At 37.1% G+C, this 17,220-nt stretch carries 19 protein-coding genes; 13 read left to right on the top strand and 6 right to left on the bottom strand.

All coding sequences use genetic code 11. From position 1 onward, the window contains the following. Positions 1-10: 10 nt before the first annotated feature. On the top strand, positions 11-853 hold the full coding sequence (gene dat, locus IQI_RS11080; protein WP_064091088.1) for a D-amino-acid transaminase: 843 nt from the start codon (positions 11-13) through the stop codon (positions 851-853). 32 nt (positions 854-885) lie between these two features. Next, entirely contained in the window at positions 886-1,164 is a 279-nt protein-coding gene (locus tag IQI_RS11075) for a hypothetical protein (protein WP_064091087.1), read from the top strand. A gap of 87 nt (positions 1,165-1,251) precedes the next feature. Here the strand turns inward: IQI_RS11075 and cysK are convergent, their stop codons facing one another. Continuing rightward, positions 1,252-2,184 carry a cysteine synthase A gene (cysK, locus tag IQI_RS11070; RefSeq protein ID WP_064092696.1) on the bottom strand — a complete coding sequence of 311 codons (933 nt, stop codon included), beginning with the start codon at positions 2,182-2,184 and terminating at the stop codon, positions 1,252-1,254. Positions 2,185-2,352: 168 nt separating this feature from the next. Between cysK and thpR the strand changes: the two genes are divergently transcribed. The 5 genes from thpR to IQI_RS11045 all read left to right on the top strand — a co-directional run bounded on the left by thpR (position 2,353) and on the right by IQI_RS11045 (position 7,950). Beyond that, complete coding sequence (thpR, locus tag IQI_RS11065) at positions 2,353-2,913, top strand: RNA 2',3'-cyclic phosphodiesterase (protein ID WP_064092695.1); 561 nt, start codon at positions 2,353-2,355, stop codon at positions 2,911-2,913. A gap of 26 nt (positions 2,914-2,939) precedes the next feature. Further along, positions 2,940-3,908: a nuclease-related domain-containing protein gene (locus IQI_RS11060; RefSeq protein WP_064092694.1), complete on the top strand. Its 969-nt coding sequence runs from the start codon at positions 2,940-2,942 to the stop codon at positions 3,906-3,908. After that, a complete protein-coding gene (locus IQI_RS11055) occupies positions 3,905-4,843 on the top strand; it encodes a diacylglycerol/lipid kinase family protein (RefSeq protein ID WP_064092693.1) in 939 nt (312 codons plus the stop codon). The genes IQI_RS11060 and IQI_RS11055 overlap by 4 nt, the downstream gene beginning before the upstream one ends. Before the next feature lie 9 nt (positions 4,844-4,852). After that, on the top strand, positions 4,853-7,000 hold the full coding sequence (gene pulA / locus IQI_RS11050) for a type I pullulanase (protein ID WP_064092692.1): 2,148 nt from the start codon (positions 4,853-4,855) through the stop codon (positions 6,998-7,000). Between the two features lie 176 nt (positions 7,001-7,176). Continuing rightward, the gene (locus IQI_RS11045) at positions 7,177-7,950 is read left to right on the top strand and encodes a phosphotransferase family protein (protein WP_064092691.1); all 774 of its coding nucleotides are present in this window, start codon (positions 7,177-7,179) and stop codon (positions 7,948-7,950) included. A gap of 59 nt (positions 7,951-8,009) precedes the next feature. Here the strand turns inward: IQI_RS11045 and IQI_RS11040 are convergent, their stop codons facing one another. Further along, complete coding sequence (locus tag IQI_RS11040; protein WP_064092690.1) at positions 8,010-8,288, bottom strand: YtzH-like family protein; 279 nt, start codon at positions 8,286-8,288, stop codon at positions 8,010-8,012. Between the two features lie 199 nt (positions 8,289-8,487). Here IQI_RS11040 and trmB point away from each other — a divergent pair, with 199 nt between their 5' ends. Next, positions 8,488-9,132, top strand: a complete 645-nt coding sequence (trmB, locus tag IQI_RS11035) for a tRNA (guanosine(46)-N7)-methyltransferase TrmB (RefSeq protein ID WP_064092689.1) — start codon at positions 8,488-8,490, stop codon at positions 9,130-9,132. Positions 9,133-9,576: 444 nt separating this feature from the next. Continuing rightward, positions 9,577-10,419, top strand: a complete 843-nt coding sequence (locus tag IQI_RS11030) for a YtnP family quorum-quenching lactonase (RefSeq protein ID WP_064092688.1) — start codon at positions 9,577-9,579, stop codon at positions 10,417-10,419. A gap of 89 nt (positions 10,420-10,508) precedes the next feature. Here IQI_RS11030 and IQI_RS11025 read toward each other — a convergent pair whose 3' ends face one another. Further along, complete coding sequence (locus IQI_RS11025; RefSeq protein WP_064092687.1) at positions 10,509-10,823, bottom strand: hypothetical protein; 315 nt, start codon at positions 10,821-10,823, stop codon at positions 10,509-10,511. A gap of 174 nt (positions 10,824-10,997) precedes the next feature. Here IQI_RS11025 and IQI_RS11020 point away from each other — a divergent pair, with 174 nt between their 5' ends. The 3 genes from IQI_RS11020 to IQI_RS20605 all read left to right on the top strand — a co-directional run bounded on the left by IQI_RS11020 (position 10,998) and on the right by IQI_RS20605 (position 13,135). Beyond that, positions 10,998-12,071 (top strand): M42 family metallopeptidase, encoded by a 1,074-nt coding sequence (locus IQI_RS11020; RefSeq protein WP_064092686.1) that lies wholly within the window; start codon positions 10,998-11,000, stop codon positions 12,069-12,071. A gap of 107 nt (positions 12,072-12,178) precedes the next feature. Next, positions 12,179-12,700 carry a DUF84 family protein gene (locus IQI_RS11015; protein WP_064092685.1) on the top strand — a complete coding sequence of 174 codons (522 nt, stop codon included), beginning with the start codon at positions 12,179-12,181 and terminating at the stop codon, positions 12,698-12,700. A gap of 120 nt (positions 12,701-12,820) precedes the next feature. Then, positions 12,821-13,135 carry a hypothetical protein gene (locus IQI_RS20605; RefSeq protein ID WP_156509878.1) on the top strand — a complete coding sequence of 105 codons (315 nt, stop codon included), beginning with the start codon at positions 12,821-12,823 and terminating at the stop codon, positions 13,133-13,135. Positions 13,136-13,231: 96 nt separating this feature from the next. Here the strand turns inward: IQI_RS20605 and IQI_RS11010 are convergent, their stop codons facing one another. Both IQI_RS11010 and IQI_RS11005 read right to left on the bottom strand, forming a co-directional pair. Beyond that, on the bottom strand, positions 13,232-14,725 hold the full coding sequence (locus IQI_RS11010; RefSeq protein WP_064092684.1) for a peptide MFS transporter: 1,494 nt from the start codon (positions 14,723-14,725) through the stop codon (positions 13,232-13,234). Between the two features lie 207 nt (positions 14,726-14,932). Further along, the gene (locus tag IQI_RS11005) at positions 14,933-15,379 is read right to left on the bottom strand and encodes a YtoQ family protein (RefSeq protein ID WP_064092683.1); all 447 of its coding nucleotides are present in this window, start codon (positions 15,377-15,379) and stop codon (positions 14,933-14,935) included. Positions 15,380-15,551: 172 nt separating this feature from the next. Between IQI_RS11005 and IQI_RS11000 the strand changes: the two genes are divergently transcribed. Continuing rightward, complete coding sequence (locus IQI_RS11000) at positions 15,552-16,061, top strand: hypothetical protein (protein ID WP_064092682.1); 510 nt, start codon at positions 15,552-15,554, stop codon at positions 16,059-16,061. 233 nt (positions 16,062-16,294) lie between these two features. On the opposite strand, the gene IQI_RS10995 is transcribed toward IQI_RS11000, so the two are convergent. Further along, positions 16,295-17,185, bottom strand: a complete 891-nt coding sequence (locus IQI_RS10995; RefSeq protein WP_064092681.1) for a LysR family transcriptional regulator — start codon at positions 17,183-17,185, stop codon at positions 16,295-16,297. Positions 17,186-17,220 lie beyond the last annotated feature (35 nt).

Raw genomic sequence — 17,220 nt, 5'->3', positions numbered from 1 at the left:
AGAGGACTCAATGAATACTGTATTTCTGAATGGGGAATTTATAAATCGAGAAGAAGCGAAGGTTGCTATTGAAGATCGTGGGTATCAATTCGGAGATGGTATCTATGAGGTGATCCGAGTTTACAGTGGAAAAACGTTTACAATGAAAGAACATATGGAACGCCTATATCAAAGTGCTGACAAAATGAAGCTCACCATTCCATATGAATTAGATGAATTGACAGGCGTTATTCATGAACTCATAAAAGCCAATAGCATCCAGGATGGCAGTGTCTATTTACAAGTCACTCGAGGAGTAGCACCACGCCAACATAACTTCCCTTCTTCAGAAATAAAAGGAAGTGTTGTGGCTTATGCCAATGAAGTTCCACGTCCTCTTCAGCAAATGCAAGATGGGGTGACCGCTAAGCTTGTAGAGGATATTCGTTGGTTGCGATGTGATATTAAAAGTCTGAATCTACTTGGAAACTTACTGGCAAAAGAAGAGGCGGTCTCAGAAGGGCACTATGAGGCTATCTTACATCGCGGAGATACGGTAACAGAAGGGTCTGCATCCAATGCATTTATAATAAAAAATGATGAGATAGTCACTCATCCCGCAACCAATTTAATCTTAAATGGCATAACCAGAAGAGTCATTCAAGATATTTGCAAGAGGAATGGAATGTCATTTCAAGAAAAATCGTTTAGTGTGGATGAAGTACTGGATGCGGATGAGTTATTTATTGCAAGTACCACATCAGAAGTGATGCCCGTAGTTAAAATTGATGATAAGGAAATAGGAAACGGGAAACCAGGATCTGTAACGAAAAAGCTCCAAGAACTATTTGAAGAACGTATTAATAAGGGATGAGTAATTGATCGCCAAACTGTTGGAGGCTTTACATGACATTGATTTGTTCACAACCATTTATGAGAACAGAAAGAAGAATTGAAGACAACCAACAATTTACCGTGGAAACGGAAGGGCATATTTATCTTTATAAGGATAAAATTGTAACTCCTTCTAAAAGTTTTACGTTAAAGGATGTAATGGACGTTTCTAGTAGATCTCTTTCATCTTATTACACTTTTCTATACCTTCACACTATTGAAGGTGTTTGGACGTATGTTGTAAAATCTTCTCCTGAAGAGTTTATTACCCACTATCACAGTATAAAATAAAAGACTTTGTGTACTTGTTATAAAACAAAATACAGTCAAGAAAAAAGACGATTCCTTATTAATCAGGAATCGTCTTTTTATGATCAATCATTCAAAGCGAAATAAATCACTTGATAAGTATCTTTCTCCAGTATCACAAGCAATACAAACAACCACATCATCAGGTGACAATCTTTTCGCTACTTCAATAGCAGCGTAGCAGGCAGCACCAGAGGATGGTCCAACAAGAATCCCTTCTTCCCTGGCCATTCTTCGCGTAATATCATATGCTTGTTCATCTTCTATTTTGTGAATTTCGTCATAGACAGCTGTATTCAAAATGTCTGGAACAAACCCAGGACTAGTTCCGACTAGTTTATGCTTTCCTGGCTTACCGCCTGAAAGAACAGGAGACCCTGCTGGTTCGACAACGTGAACTTGAAGGTCAGGATAATGTTCTTTTAACACTTCGCCAGTTCCCGTAATCGTTCCCCCAGTACCAGCTGTGGCTACAAAAGCGGAAAGAGGCTTTCCGATTTGTTTCATTGCTTCTACGATTTCAAGGGCTGTCGTTTTACGGTGTGCGTTTGGATTTGCATCATTCTCGAACTGCATGGGCATAAAGCTATTTGGAATTTCTTTTGTCAGCTCCTTTGCTTTTGCAATAGCCCCAGGCATCTTCTCATCTCCTGGAGTCAATACAACCTCGGCTCCATACGCTTTTAAGAGGTTAATTCGCTCTTGAGTCATTGTATCAGGCATGACGAGTATGGCGCGGTATCCTCTTGCAGCAGCATTCATGGCTAGCCCAATCCCAGTGTTTCCACTGGTAGGTTCAATAATCGTAGAACCTTCTTTCAAATGTCCTTCTTTTTCGGCTTCAAGAATCATTTGAAAGGCAGCACGGTCCTTAACACTTTTACTTGGATTATAAAATTCTAATTTCACATAAACATCTGCTCCATCGGCAGGGTTTAATCGGTTCAATTTTACAAGTGGAGTATCGCCAATCAGCTCAGCAATATTTTGTACAACTTTCATTGTGTCAACTTCCTTTCACTCATCATTGTATCTCTATCGTACTAATTCGTATAAATCTTATCAAATAAATAAGCTTTCTATTTCATTTTTATTGCAATTGTCACTTGTCATTCTCTCTTCTTACACATTTTGCTAAAATAGAAGTAATAAACGAAAAGGACGTATGGTATGTTAAAAACTCATTACTTTTTTGCCCTATCGTTACCGGAAGACACGAAAGAACGAATACAGGAATTGACCCAAAGAGCGTGGACTCAAGACTCATTTAAAAAATGGGTCCATCCTGATGATTATCACATTACATTAGCTTTTTTAGGAGACTCATCTTCACACCAATTGAACGATGCCATCGAACATATCGAAGCAAAAGTGCGAAGTTTGTCCTCTTTTTCATTAGAACTAAAACAATTTGGAACCTATGGGAAGGTAGATTCACCCAGAATTCTTTGGATGGGTATTCATTACTCACAACCGTTACATCTCCTTCGAGAGCTAGTGTATGATGGTTGTAAAGACGTTGGGTTCCAGTTGGATTCCAGACCGTTTTCTCCACACATAACCTTAGGGAGAAAATGGAATATGGGTATACCTTTTTCACCCGCTACACTAGAGGGAACAATACTTCATACAACAGAAAGGTTCTCAATAAATGAAGTGGTCTTGTACCGGACTCATATAGATCGTTCACCAAAATACGAAGCCATTCACACCATTCCATTACAAAATTGACAGTGACGTTGAAAGGATAGATACATATGGCACAGCTCATTAAGCTTCAAGACTATGTTTCGAGATATGAAACCGATTTATATAAATATCCTTCCCAATTTGTTCGATTAAAAAAGCAACAATGGGAAAAAATGAAACAACATTGGGAATATGGAGAACCTTCTTCTGGTTCATCTGTGGAAGATCAGGAAGAGGAAAAAAGTTCAATGAAGGAGAAACTTTTCTCCGTGTTTAAAAAAAGGAATGAGGAAGATTTAGAAACCTCTCAATCATTACCTAAAGAAAAAGATGATGACCTGGATTTAGATATGGAATCAAATTTAGACATTGGAACAGAGGAAGAATTAAAACAGTACTTTTTAAATCTTATATTTGATTTCCAACTAAGGTGGGCGAGCTCTACTATTTTAGAAAAATCATATGTAGACAATAGCTATCATTATGACGAACGATTACGTTATTTGCTACAACGTTTTCCAGATAATATTTTGGTTTTGTATTATCCAATATTAAAAATAAAAAAAGCCCCTGTTGAATTGGAAACAATTCTGATCACACCAACAGGCATTTGGATTTTAACATTCCTTGAGTTTGAAGAAGGCACAGCTTTTATTGGTTCAGGAGATCGTTTTTGGTTAAAAAAATGGGGAGATGAAGAAACAAAAGTACTAAATCCACTTCTTTCATTAAAAAGAATGGAACGGATTATTGGGCAAATTGTTCAATATGCAGGAGTAGAATTGCCAATCCATAAGGGGGTCATCAGTAGAAATGGATATATTGATTACCCACAAGCACCCTCTGGTATCCAATTTTTAGACAAACGAGTTCACGAGGCTTGGTTTCAACAGCAACGAACAATCCGTTCTCCAATTAAAGGCATGCAGTTGAAAGCAGCTCAGGCCATTTTGGAATATTGTCAAACGACTTCCTTTAAACGACTACAATGGGAGGAACAGGCGTGGAGCGTTGTTTCTGAAGAGGATGATCAATGAAGACCATTTTTATTGTTAATCCGTCTGCGAGAAACAATCATGCACTATCCTCCTGGAAACGTTTCAATAAACAGTTAGACCCAACACATTCGATTTTTTTAACAGAAAAACCAACGGATGTAAGAAGAATTGTTTCCGATTTGGTAAAACAGTTTCCCAATGAACCGTTGCATATTATTGGAGTTGGTGGAGATGGAACGATGAACTCCGTTATCAGCGGGACAATTGGTTTTGAGAATATTGTGATCGGGTATATTCCATCAGGAAGTGGAAATGATTTTGCAAGGGGATATAATTGGCCTAATAGTAAAAAAGAAGCATATACCTTAATAAGAAATTGGACTTCTTTTGAAGACACTCTTTCTTTAGACTCGGGGCAGTTTGCGATAAAAGAAGGACCAAAAGGGTATTTTGTGAATAACATAGGTATAGGATTCGATGCACATATTGCTCAAAAAGCAAATGAATCCCAGTTGAAAAAATGGCTTAACAAATGGTCTCTAGGTAAATTAATTTATCCCATTATTCTCTGTAAGGAAACGTTAAGGTTTAAACCGTTTTCCCTTTCTTTGACCGTTAATGGTAAGGAAAAACGGTTTGACAAGGTATGGTTTGTCACGATTTCAAATCAACCTTATTTTGGAGGTGGAATGAAAATATCTCCTCATGCTTCTCCAATAGATGGGAAATTAGACATTACCATTGTTCATGACTTGTCAAAATGGAAATTATTATTATTATTTATCTCGGTTTTCTTTGGGAAGCACACGTCTTTCAAAGAGGTAAATACCTATAAAGGTGAAAATGTTAAAATACAATGTTGTCGTCAAGTTCCTGTCCATGTGGATGGTGATTCCATATGTGAAATAGTGTTGGAAAATATTCTTCAGGTGAATGTTCTTCCTTCAAGTTGGAAAATGTTAAAACAGAAGTAGGTGGCAGAAGTGTTAGTGATCAGCAGGCAATTCGATGCATTTTTAGATACCTTTCATACCATAACAATTATTCTTCCTTACACTTACCATCGAGGGAATTCTAGTCATTTTTATTTACTAAAAGGGAATGAAAGAATTCCTCTCAGAATAGAAGAAAAGATTCATTTGGACGAGGCAATGAAATACGTAACAACGGTTGGAGATGAAATTGCTTTAGGGGTAACATACGAAATTATAGATGAACACAATACGAAAACAGACCTTCAAATGGGAGCAGTTATTCGAACGGAAGAGTTTGATCAACGCTATTATTATGCTGGGAATGATCTTGGAGTCACGTACCAGAAACAATGCTCTACCTTTAAGGTATGGTCTCCAACTTCCACTGAAGTAAATATTAAACTGAAGGCTCCTACTGAAGATACAGAAATGCAATATCCTTTAAAAAGAAATGAAAACGGTGTATGGGAGTTAACGATTCAGCAAGATATTGAAGGTTATTATTATACGATTCTTACGTGTATTAATCTAGTGTGGAACGAATTAATTGATCCGTATGCGAAGGCTGTATCCTACAATAGTGAATGGGGATGCGTTGTGAATCATCAACATATAGAACCTGGATGCCATCCTCTTGAGCCGTTGCCATCCCCAACGGATGCTATTATATATGAGTTGAATGTTCGAGATTTTTCCAGTCATAAAGAAAGCGGAATGATGTATAAAGGGAAGTATCTGGCTTTTACAGAAAAAAACACTTCAACTTCCGCCGGCTTCAGTAGTGGTATTAAGTATCTAAAGGACCTAGGCATTACTCATGTGGAATTACTCCCCATCAATGATTTTGGGGGAATCACTGATGATCCTATGGATACTTCTTATAATTGGGGATACAATCCTTTATTTTTTAATGCACTTGAAGGAAGTTACAGTTTAATACCCGATCATCCTAGTGAAAGAATAAAGGAAGTGAAAAAAGTAATCCAATCGCTTCATGAAGAAAACATTCGTGTCATTTTAGATGTGGTTTATAACCATGTTTATATCAGAGAGGAGTCCCCATTCGAAAAACTTGTACCTGGATACTTCTTTCGTCACGATGAAAATGGATTACCTTCCAATGGAACAGGTGTAGGAAATGACTTTGCTTCTGAACGCATGATGGCTCGAAAATTTATTGTTGACTCTATACTTTATTGGATAAAAGAATTTGGAGTTGATGGCTTTCGATTTGATTTAATGGGGATTCTCGATATTACTACGATGAATCAAATTAGAGAAGAAGTGGATAAAATTCTTCCCCATGGGATTTTGATAGGGGAAGGATGGGATTTGAATACTCCTATCCCTCCAAATCAAAAAGCGAACTTGCGTAATGCCGGTAGTCTCCCAGGGATAGGTCAGTTTAATGATTGGTTTCGAGATACGATAAAAGGAAGTACATTTAACTTACATGATAAAGGATTTGCTCTAGGTCATGGACATTTAGAGCAGAAAGTAGAATTAGTATTAACAGGAAGTATTGGATTGAATGCCAGTGAAAGAGGACTTTTTAAAGAACCGACTCAATCGGTGAATTATGTGGAATCCCATGATAATCATACACTTTGGGATAAAATGAAAGCATGCCTAAATGAAGATGAAGAAACCTTGAAAAATCGACATAAGCTAGCCACAACCATGGTGTTATTATCTCAGGGCATCCCTTTTCTTCATGCTGGACAGGAATTTTACAGAACCAAACAGGGAGTGGAAAATAGTTATCAATCTCCTATTGAAATCAATCAGCTTGATTGGATAAGAAGAGGGCAGCATGATGATGTAGTTCAATATGTAAAAGGGCTCATTCAGATCCGAAAAAGTCACGGAGCTTTTCGTTTTCAAAAATCAGAATTAATTTGGAAACATGCTGAAGTTTCCCACGAAGTCGAAAATCTTGTGGCTGTCCATTATCGGAATGTTCACCCTTATGGACCCTGGAACGAAATTTTATTGATTTTCCATTCAGACATGGAAAAATGTGATTATTTACTTCCAAAGGGAGAAAATTGGATTTGCCTATCAGATGGAAGGGAAGCGAATGTGAATGGTCTTTATACCCTTGAGCACTCGTTTACCCCACTAAATCCTGTTTCTTCTTATATATTTGTCCGTTAGCACACCATTCCAATGCTTGACGAATTGTGAAGATGACGATAAAATCAAAAACAGATGGCTATTGATCGATTTGCCCAATAGCTGTCTTTTTTGTTTTTAAAGGCTATTTTATTGAAACCGTAAAATTAATGATGAAACATATAAACATGACTAAGGACCAATAGAAGGTGAAAATATTGGAACACTTATTTGACCAAGATTGGGAAATAGTCCCCGCTGGTGGAGCTACTGGTGAAGCATTCTTTGCACAGTATCAAGAGCAAAGGTTGTTTTTAAAACGTAATTCGTCTCCTTTCGTTGCTGTGTTGTCAGCTGAAGGAATCGTGCCTAAGCTTGTCTGGACCAAAAGAGTAGAAAATGGGGATGTAATAACTGCACAGCACTGGTTAAATGGAAGAGAATTAGAGCCTGCTGAAATGAAAGATGAACGAGTGGCTCGATTACTAAAAAAAATTCACTCCTCTAAACCACTCTCTACTATGTTAGAGCGATTAGGGAAAGAGCCTTTTCACCCTGAGCATATGTTGACAGAGGTTGAAACGGGTCTTGAATTTGATTTGCTTTCGTTGCCAGCTGTTAGGCAAGCACTCTTTTTTCTTCAAAAAGAGCTAACAGAGGTTCAGCAAGATGAGTACGTGGTTTGCCATGGGGACGTCAATCATAACAACTGGCTCCTTTCAGATTATAACCAATTGTATTTAATTGACTGGGACGGTGCCATGATTGCAGATCCAGCGTTTGACGTTGGTTTATTATTATACTGGTACATTCCTGAGGAACAGTGGGAGAATTGGCTAACTCAATATGGTGTTGAATTAACTGAAAACTTAAGACTTAGAATGAAATGGTATGTGGTTGCACAGACGATTCTTTCAATTCAGTGGCATAAAGGAAAAGGACGTTTCCATGAAATGAATCATTGGATGGAATACCTTCATAAGATTTTATAGAAAGTTCAAGAATTTCATTTCTTGAACTTTCTTTATTTTTTATTCGTAAAAGGCATATCCTAAGAATATTGATTCATATTTGTTACCCATTGAGAAAGATTTTGCTGATTGGTCGTAATATGGCTGCTCAGGTCAGAAGAATTAATGCCATTCTGACTGTACTGATAGATTTCCTGCAAAACAGGCTTAATATTGTCATTGATATGAGTATTCACCATCAATGACTTGACCAGGCGCTCTACCTGCTCACATTCCGATACGGAACCGCAACAATCCGATGAATGATTCGTTAATATATCTGTCAACACCTGCATTTGATTCTCTGAACTTAAAGGCATCACAAGCACCCCTTCATCAAATTAAATAAAAAACCCTTCACCACTAGTGTGCGAAATCCCTAACCAATTATTCATCTTTGAGGGACGGACCTCCTGCAGCAATAAATAACCCTTTGTATCATAAAAGCTTAACAATTCTCTTGCACAGTATTCCTACTCGTGGTATGTTTTTTTCGATAATAAAAAATGAGGTGTCTACATGCGTTTACGAAACAAACCATGGGCTTCTGAGAAACTAAGTGAATATCCACAGTATGTTGTGGCAGAGCCCCAAGAACAAAAAGGAAAATGGAACGAAGAGTTTGGGAATAACCATCCTATTCATATAGAAGTGGGAACAGGAAAAGGTCAATTCGTAACGGAAATGGCCAGAGCCAATCCAGACGTTAATTATATTGGAATTGAATTGTATGAAAGTGTGATTGTCACAGCACTTGATCGTTTAATTGAAGCCGAGCTTCCGAATGTAAAGCTGTTAAATGTGGATGCAAGAGATTTAAAGGAATATTTTGCTGACGAAGAAGTCGGCAGAGTTTATTTAAATTTCTCGGATCCTTGGCCAAAAAATCGTCACGAAAAAAGAAGGCTGACATTTGAAAGCTTCTTAAAGCTTTATGAAGATATCTTAATCAAGGGTGGAGAAATCCACTTTAAAACTGACAACCAAGGCTTGTTTGAATACTCATTAAAGAGCTTTTCTTGGTATGGCTTACATCTCAAATTCTTAAGTTTAGATCTTCATAAAAGTGATTTTGAAGGAAACATCATGACAGAATACGAAGAAAAGTTTTCAGCAAAAGGGCAAAGAATTTATCGAGTAGAGGCCCAGTATCAAAATAAGTGATTTCTTTCAGAAAAAGAATCCCAAATAGGGATTCTTTTTTTCGTTTAGTTCATTTAACAAAGTTTGTTGAGATATACAAGAGGTTCGGCCAAGCCTCATCATCTTGGCTGCAGCGACTTTCATTGACATCTAAGTTGAAAAATCGAACAGTATCATATTTTTCAATCATAAGGGAACAAAAAAACATAAAATGAATCCCTGGTTTCATGGTATCAAAATGTACTAAGTGTGAAAAAATATTGATTCCTTCTATGACACAGTCAACTAGCCAAACGTAAGCTCGAAAACATCTATACAATGCAATCATGTAGAGGTTTATTGGGCACCTTTTCAAATCATTTAACCGAAGGTCAATCATCAAAATAATTCGTAAAAGCAAACAGCTATAAGTTGTCCATCAATTCTGATAAAATAGTATAAGAAATGAACAAAGGAGGAATGGGAATGGAAACATTAAAAGTTGGAGATTTAACCATTCACTGGTTGAATGGAGGAGTAACCCACATGGATGGGGGAGCAATGTTTGGTGTTGTTCCTAAGCCGCTTTGGTCAAGAAAATATGAAGTAAATGAATCGAACCAGATCGAATTAAGAACCGACCCTCTCTTTTTTCAGTGGGAAGGAAAAAACGTATTAATTGAATCTGGAATTGGTAAAGGCAAACTAAATGACAAGCAAAAACGAAACTATGGCGTCCATGAAGAGTCAGAGGTTGAGGAATCCTTATCCACACTGGGCTTAACCACAAAGGATATTGACGTGATCATAATGACTCATATGCATTTTGATCATGCCTGTGGACTAACGAAGTATGAGGGAGATACCTTAGTTTCAACGTTCCCGAATGCCATCATTTACACGTCTAAAGTGGAGTGGGACGAAATGAGAAACCCTAATGTACGTTCTCGTAATACATATTGGAAAGAAAATTGGGAAAGTATTCAAAATCAAGTAGAAACATTCGAAGGTGAAATGGAAGTCCTGCCAGGTATTCGTATGGTTCATACTGGAGGCCATAGTAACGGACACTCCATAATACTACTTGAAAGTAATGGAGAAAAATTCATTCATATGGCAGACATTATGCCAACGCACGCTCATAAAAATCCATTATGGGTACTGGCATACGACGATTATCCAATGGCTTCTATTGGTGCAAAAGAAAAATGGATCAGTAAAGCGATAGATGAAGGGTATTGGTTCCTCTTCTATCACGACGCTGTTTATAGAGGATTAAAATGGAATGCAGCTGGAGAAATAACTGACAAGGTTCTGCGGGAAAAATAAAGTTTTTAAATGAATCAAGAAGGATACATTGTTCAGTTTTTAAATGTATCCTTCTTTCTATAGGTCAGCTTCTTGAGAATCTTCCTTTTCTAGTTCAATGAATAAACATCTATTACTGTTCCAGTATAGGCGTCTGCAAGAAATTCATATTGCTCCAATTTCCCCTCTGTCCTTCTTGAAATACCACCTTTATAAACTTTGGTAGTAAATGAATGTTTTTGATATTCTTCAGGATTCATGCCTATCCAAGAACCGTCTACCTTTCCTTCTTTTTTAAAGGAGTTTTTTACATCCTTTAAAACTTTTTCTGCTGAAACGAAGCTGGAGTCCAATACTTTTTCTTTTAGTAAAATACCGCCTATTGTTCCAATTCCAATACCAATCACTAGGGATTTCCAATTCATGTAATTTTCCTCCATATCCATTGGTTACTTATTGTTGATTATAGAACCATTCTAACAAAGAAATGGTGGAAAAGAGAACCGCTTTTCATATCAAGTAGTGGTAAGGCGTGTGAAAGTTCTGTAAAATGATACTATACATAAAGTAGATAAATCATAAAAAAAGGGGCAATCGATATGAAACAAGAAACGTTAGAACTTTTTAAGACATTAACAGAATTACCTGGTGCACCCGGTAATGAACATGCTGTTCGTAAATTTATGAAGGAACAATTATCTCAGTACTCGGATGAAATTGTACAAGATGGATTAGGTGGGATTTTTGGACTTAAGAAAGGCAATAATCAAGATCCTGTTGTGATGGTTGCTGGCCATATGGATGAAGTAGGGTTCATGGTCACCTCTATTACAGATAACGGTATGCTTCGCTTTCAAACCCTAGGTGGGTGGTGGAGCCAGGTTCTTCTGGCTCAACGAGTTCAAGTTATGACCGATAACGGACCGATAACGGGTGTGATCGGAAGTATCCCTCCTCATCTTTTAGGTGAAGAACAACGAAGAAAGCCTATGGAAATAAAGAATATGCTAATTGATATCGGTGCAGACAATAAAGAGGATGCACAAGAAATTGGAATTAAGCCAGGACAACAAATTGTTCCAATATGCCCGTTTACCCCTATGGCAAATGAAAAGAAGATTCTTGCTAAGGCTTGGGACAACAGGTATGGGTGTGGTCTTTCTATTGAATTATTAAAAGAGCTTCAAGGGATTGAACTTCCGAATACTCTTTATTCAGGAGCGACTGTTCAGGAGGAAGTTGGGTTAAGAGGAGCTCAAACTGCAGCCAATATGATTAACCCTGATATTTTCTATGCTTTAGATGCCAGCCCAGCCAACGATATGTCGGGTGATAAAAATGAATTTGGACGGCTTGGAAAAGGGGCTCTATTAAGAATATTAGATCGTTCCATGGTCACTCATAGAGGAATAAGAGAATTCATTCTGGATACTGCAGAATCCAATAACATTCCATATCAATACTTTGTTTCTCAAGGAGGAACAGATGCAGGAAGAGTTCATATGTCAAACGAAGGTGTACCAAGTGCAGTAGTGGGTATTTGTTCAAGGTATATTCATACTCATGCTTCCATGATACACGTGGATGATTATGCGGCAGCTAAAGAATTGATTGTGAAGCTTGTTAAACAAAGCGATCGTTCTACGATTGAATCCATTAAAAAAAATAGTTAAAAAGATTTGTTAATACTCATATAAGGTGAATAGGCTGTCTTAAAGAGAGAGAATGCTCTTTAGAGACAGCCTTTTCATGAATTGAAGAGAAAAGGGGTAGTAGATTGTTGAAAGTAGCGATAGGAACAAAAAATCCAGCAAAGGTTTCAGCGATTCAAAAGGCCTTTCAAGAGGTGTTTGAGGACGTTTCCTTTGAATGTTATCAAACGAAATCCAATGTTAGTGAGCAACCTTTTTCAGATCAAGAAACAATAGAAGGAGCTTTGAATCGCGCTAAAAATATACAACGAGCCACCGATGCTGACATTGGTATTGGACTAGAGGGGGGCGTAACAGAATCTTTGTATGGGATGTTTCTTTGTAACTGGGGAGCATTAGTCGACCGTAATGGAAATGAAATTATTGGGGGAGGGGCACGAATCTCTTTGCCAAATGAAATCAGTAAAGGCCTAAGAGAAGGTAAAGAACTAGGTCCTCTTATGGATGAATACACACAAAGAACGGGTATTCGACATAAAGAGGGGGCAGTAGGAGTATTTACCAATGGATTAGTGACGAGAGAAAGTATGTTTCTACATGTTGTTCATTTACTCATAGGTCAGTGGAAGTATAAAAAAGAAGTAAAATAAGAACAAAACACTAAAAGTGAAGAATACTTGGCCCATACCAATGCCAACCCCTTTTCATATGATAGAGTATATCAGATTCATTCTAGTACTGATAAATCTATCTTAAAGGAGGTAGAGGTTATGGGTAATAGCTGCCATGATCGTAATGACCGTGTAGGCGGCCGTCGAACACGGACTTGGGACGATATCCTGTTTTGCAATAGCAGAAGAAGGGGTAATGATGTCCTCGGAACAGAAGACAATCGCGGGAGATGCCGTGGAAGAAGAGATAACAATGTCCTCGGAACAGAAGACAACCGTCGGAGATGTCGCGGTAGAAGAGACAACAATGTTCTTGGAGTAGAAGATAACCGTGGAAGATGCCGTAGAAGAAATAACGATGTTTTAGGAACTCAAAATAATAGAAACAGAAGATGCTGTAACAGGTTCTGGTAATATTTTTAGGCACCCCGTAATGAAACGGGGTGCCTTTATTTATGACAAGCATATTGAAAACGACCTCTGAAGTAGTCAGAGGTCGTTAGTTATTAATTATTTAACACCCTTCATTAAGCCTTGAATCTTCGGTGATAGTAAGAATAGGGAAATACCTAATAGTATAGCAATTCCTCCAATGGAACCAAAGTAAAGCATTTCTGTTTCAGGTGTGTAGAAACGTACAATTTGCGCATTAATAGCTTGAGCAGCTGCTGAAGCCAGGAACCAAAGGCTCATCGTTTGAGCTGAGAAAGCATCTGGTGCTAATTTTGTAGTTGCGGATAAGCCTACTGGAGATAAGCAAAGCTCTCCTAGTACGACAATAAAGTAGCTTAGTACAAGCCATAATGGACTTACTAAGGAGTTTTCTCCTCCAAAATAAGCAGGTAATAGAATGACTAGGAATGATAGTCCTGCAAACACCAATCCGAAAGAGAATTTCTTAGGTATTGATGGTTGACGGTCTCCTAGTTTAACCCATAACCATGCAAATACAGGCGCTAGAAGAATAATGAATAATGGGTTTAATGACTGGAACCATGCTGGTGAAATGTCAATTCCCATAAAGTTTAACTGAGTACGTTTATCTGCATATGCTGCAAGGATCGTAGAACCCTGCTCTTGAATTGCCCAGAACATTACTGCAGCAATAAACAATGGAATATAAGCAATAATTCTTGAACGTTCTGTAGCAGTTGTTTTAGGGCTGCGATACATCCCGATAAAGTAAACGGTTGGTGTTACAATTCCGAAGAATCCTACTAATGCAATGAATAAATCTAATGTAAATAATCCAGTTGGAATTGTTGCTCCTAAAATGATTGCAAGAATAATAACCACTAAAGCGACAATTTTACTATACTTTTTCTTTTCAGCGGGTTTAAGTGGGTTTGGTACATAAGTACCTGCAAGTCCTAAATTCTTTTTCTTTGTAAGGACAAATACAACTAAACCTAAGAACATTCCAACGGCTGCGGCTGCGAAGCCCCAATGGAATCCATAATTATCTGCAAGACTTCCTGCGATAAGAGGAGCAAGGAATGCACCTAAATTGATTCCCATGTAGAAGATACTGAATGCAGCATCTCGACGTGTATCTTTTTCGTTATACATTTCACCTACAACGGTAGATACATTCGGTTTTAATAATCCTGTACCGACAACAATTAATACCATCGATACGAAAAACATGGAAAGACTTCCGGGAAATGATAAAGCAATGTGACCAAACATGATAAATATCCCACCGTAGAAAACGGCTTTTGATGTTCCAAATATTCTATCTGCTAGCCAGCCTCCAATTACACCGGACATATATACTAATGATCCATAAATAGACATAATGGCTAAAGCTGAACTTTGCTCTAAACCTAGACCGCCTTCAGACACTTCATAGTACATATAGAATACAAGAATTGCTCGCATTCCATAATAAGAGAAGCGCTCCCAAAATTCTGTGAAGAATAGTGTGAATAATCCCTTGGGATGACCAAAGAATCCTTTTTGGGGTACACTATCCACAATTTTCTGTTTATTCATTTCTGACATATTACTACCTCCTTGTTCTTTTACTATAATATTTTAATATTTTCATAAAGTCAAAAAAACTTTATATAACAGTATTTATAAGGGTTTGTAATCTTTTTATTGCAAATGTTATATTATTTCGAAATAGTTAAATAAATTAAAATTGCATTAAAAATAGCTTGCAAAGAAGAAGTGTGAAATCTTCTTTGCAAGCCTGAAAAAAACGAATTATTCTACTTCAAATAGATAAGAAAGAACTTTTACCGCTTGTTCTACTTCGGTTACTGTTACGGTTGCCTTGTTTGACAGTTCCTTTAAAGGGTGATGAAGCTCTTCAGGACGAATTAATATGAGAGGTTTACCCAAGGTGATGGCCGAACTTGCATCCATACTAGTATTCCATTGTTTGTATTTTTCCCCAAAGAGTGCAACAACCACGTCGGCTTTTTTCATTAATAATTCTGTTCGTAGATTGTTAATACTTGAAGCAGCTTCGTCTCGTAAAATGTTATTAGGTTGCTTTCCAAGAATTTCTTCTCCAATACCATCTGAGCGTTCATGATTCTCCATTGGGCCAACAAATGATAAGGGAAGTCGTAAATCTTTAGCCTTTTCTTTCACTTCGTTTCTCCACTCACTATGTATTTCACCAGCCAAATATACAGTAAACTCCATCGTATTCATCCTCCTTTTTTTAATCATCTTATCATAGGTACCCGATCAAAGTTAAAAATAACCTACTTTCCCAATAAAAAGGCAGAAAAACTTCCGGTAAGGGTTGTCAATAGTACTTTGTGAGGGTATTATAAGCGTATGTCTTAAGCATGAAAGGGAGGATAAGTAAGGGATGAAAACAAAAGCATCGATGGTTTTCTTCATTCTTGTGCTTATATTAGCTGGATGCAATACGACGATAGATACAGAGAAAGAGCAGACAGCTCAAGTCGCGGAAGAAACCTTTAAAAATAATAATGACAAAGGAAAAGAAGAGGCAGGAAACATTCGCTTTTATCTTCCATTTGGAGCAGAGATTGAGAAAGAATCTTCCAATAATATCATTATTACAAAAAGCTCTAATACTTTTATACTTTTTACCAATCCTCAAGAAGATAAGGATAGTGACCTTCTTTATAAAATGGCTATTAATGATAAAGAGAGTCTTGTTAAACACGGGACCTTTAAAGGTGATAATCGTCTTGGTTATTATGTCATTAAGAAATTAGAGAATACGGAAGAGTACGAACTTGTCATTGGAGTAGGTGGCACGAAAGTAACCACACAATCTGAATTAGAGGATTTAGCAGATCATGCTGAAATGATGATGAAAATGGCAACGTCAGTTAAACATAATGAATAAATTCTTAGACTAATTTTCTATATTATAGGAAATTAGTCTTTTTTTATGGCTGTTCTCTTTTCTAAGAGAAAAAAGTAGTTGTGGATTTTCGCTACATACAGGATGCTCGCTTCCCACCGAACGGTCTGTGATCATCCTGTTAAACTTTATGCTAGGTAGTTTATTAAAAATGGTTACTCTTAAACTTACTGGGTTCGCACAAACTAGTGTTGGGCAAGTAAGATAACTTCAATTTATGACTTCTCTATTTGATTCCTAAAAGCATCAACAAATCTCATTACGGTTGGTGATAAGCTTTTCTCCGTTTCTAAGCTCACCATAGCTATCTCTCGATATAAAGTCGGAAAATCAGTTAGTTGTAGTTTACTTAACTTTTTTTCTTCTACCAGCTCAGTTACCATTGATTCTGTTAAAAGTGTGCTTCCATTATTAGAAAGAACTAAGTCTAATGCTGAAGCAGGAGGTAATTCTAAATAATCTATTCTAGGGTTAATCATTGATTTTTGCCAATGTTTGCTTTCTTCATTCCAATCCACAATTATGTATGGTTTGCTCCCTTTTATGACATCAGCAAACCTTAGGTTTTTATTAGAAGAAACAATTGGATGCGAGGGATGGGCAACTAATACAAGAGATTCTTTAAATGAAAAAATATTCTTTACATCCGTATTAAAATAAGGTTTTGTCATAAAACCTATTTTAATAAAGCCATCATAAAGCATTTCGATAATTTGCTGATTATGTCCAGTATGTATTTCTAGTTTTATTTCAGGATAATTTTTATAAAGTTGAGTAATGACTGAACTAAAGAGACCGGAAGTATAGGATGGAAGGGTGCCAATTGTAACATAACCATGTTTCCCCTCTTGCATTAGCCTAGCTCTTTCAATACCCTTTGTTAAAATTTCGATCGCTTGGCTTGCATATGGCAAAAATCCCTTCCCTGTCTCAGTTAGCTCTACCCTTTTTCCTACACGATAAAATAAACTACCACCAACCTCCTTTTCTAACCCTTGAATTCTAATACTAATAGTAGGTTGAGATAGATTTAAATATCTTGCTGCTTTACTAAAACTCCCTAATCTTACTACAAGTTCAAATGCCTTTAATTGATTAATGTCCAAAATGATACCTCCTCGCCCATAAAAAATATTTATAT

Origin of the sequence: Rossellomorea aquimaris TF-12 (assembly GCF_001648555.1) — a bacterium.
GTDB classification, from domain to species: domain Bacteria; phylum Bacillota; class Bacilli; order Bacillales; family Bacillaceae_B; genus Rossellomorea; species Rossellomorea aquimaris.
Note: the sequence above shows the minus strand (reverse complement) of the source record. Positions and strands in the feature narration are given on the sequence as shown.

Excerpts from the sequence above, each read along its gene's own strand:
- dat (WP_064091088.1), top strand. The coding sequence starts at position 11 with ATGAATACTGTATTTCTGAATGGGGAATTTATAAATCGAGAAGAAGCG.
- IQI_RS11075 (WP_064091087.1), top strand. The coding sequence starts at position 886 with ATGACATTGATTTGTTCACAACCATTTATGAGAACAGAAAGAAGAATT.
- cysK (WP_064092696.1), bottom strand. The coding sequence starts at position 2,184 with ATGAAAGTTGTACAAAATATTGCTGAGCTGATTGGCGATACTCCACTT.
- thpR (WP_064092695.1), top strand. The coding sequence starts at position 2,353 with ATGTTAAAAACTCATTACTTTTTTGCCCTATCGTTACCGGAAGACACG.
- IQI_RS11060 (WP_064092694.1), top strand. The coding sequence starts at position 2,940 with ATGGCACAGCTCATTAAGCTTCAAGACTATGTTTCGAGATATGAAACC.
- IQI_RS11055 (WP_064092693.1), top strand. The coding sequence starts at position 3,905 with ATGAAGACCATTTTTATTGTTAATCCGTCTGCGAGAAACAATCATGCA.
- IQI_RS11040 (WP_064092690.1), bottom strand. The coding sequence starts at position 8,288 with ATGCCTTTAAGTTCAGAGAATCAAATGCAGGTGTTGACAGATATATTA.
- trmB (WP_064092689.1), top strand. The coding sequence starts at position 8,488 with ATGCGTTTACGAAACAAACCATGGGCTTCTGAGAAACTAAGTGAATAT.
- IQI_RS11030 (WP_064092688.1), top strand. The coding sequence starts at position 9,577 with ATGGAAACATTAAAAGTTGGAGATTTAACCATTCACTGGTTGAATGGA.
- IQI_RS11025 (WP_064092687.1), bottom strand. The coding sequence starts at position 10,823 with ATGAATTGGAAATCCCTAGTGATTGGTATTGGAATTGGAACAATAGGC.
- IQI_RS11020 (WP_064092686.1), top strand. The coding sequence starts at position 10,998 with ATGAAACAAGAAACGTTAGAACTTTTTAAGACATTAACAGAATTACCT.
- IQI_RS20605 (WP_156509878.1), top strand. The coding sequence starts at position 12,821 with ATGGGTAATAGCTGCCATGATCGTAATGACCGTGTAGGCGGCCGTCGA.
- IQI_RS11010 (WP_064092684.1), bottom strand. The coding sequence starts at position 14,725 with ATGTCAGAAATGAATAAACAGAAAATTGTGGATAGTGTACCCCAAAAA.
- IQI_RS11005 (WP_064092683.1), bottom strand. The coding sequence starts at position 15,379 with ATGGAGTTTACTGTATATTTGGCTGGTGAAATACATAGTGAGTGGAGA.
- IQI_RS11000 (WP_064092682.1), top strand. The coding sequence starts at position 15,552 with ATGAAAACAAAAGCATCGATGGTTTTCTTCATTCTTGTGCTTATATTA.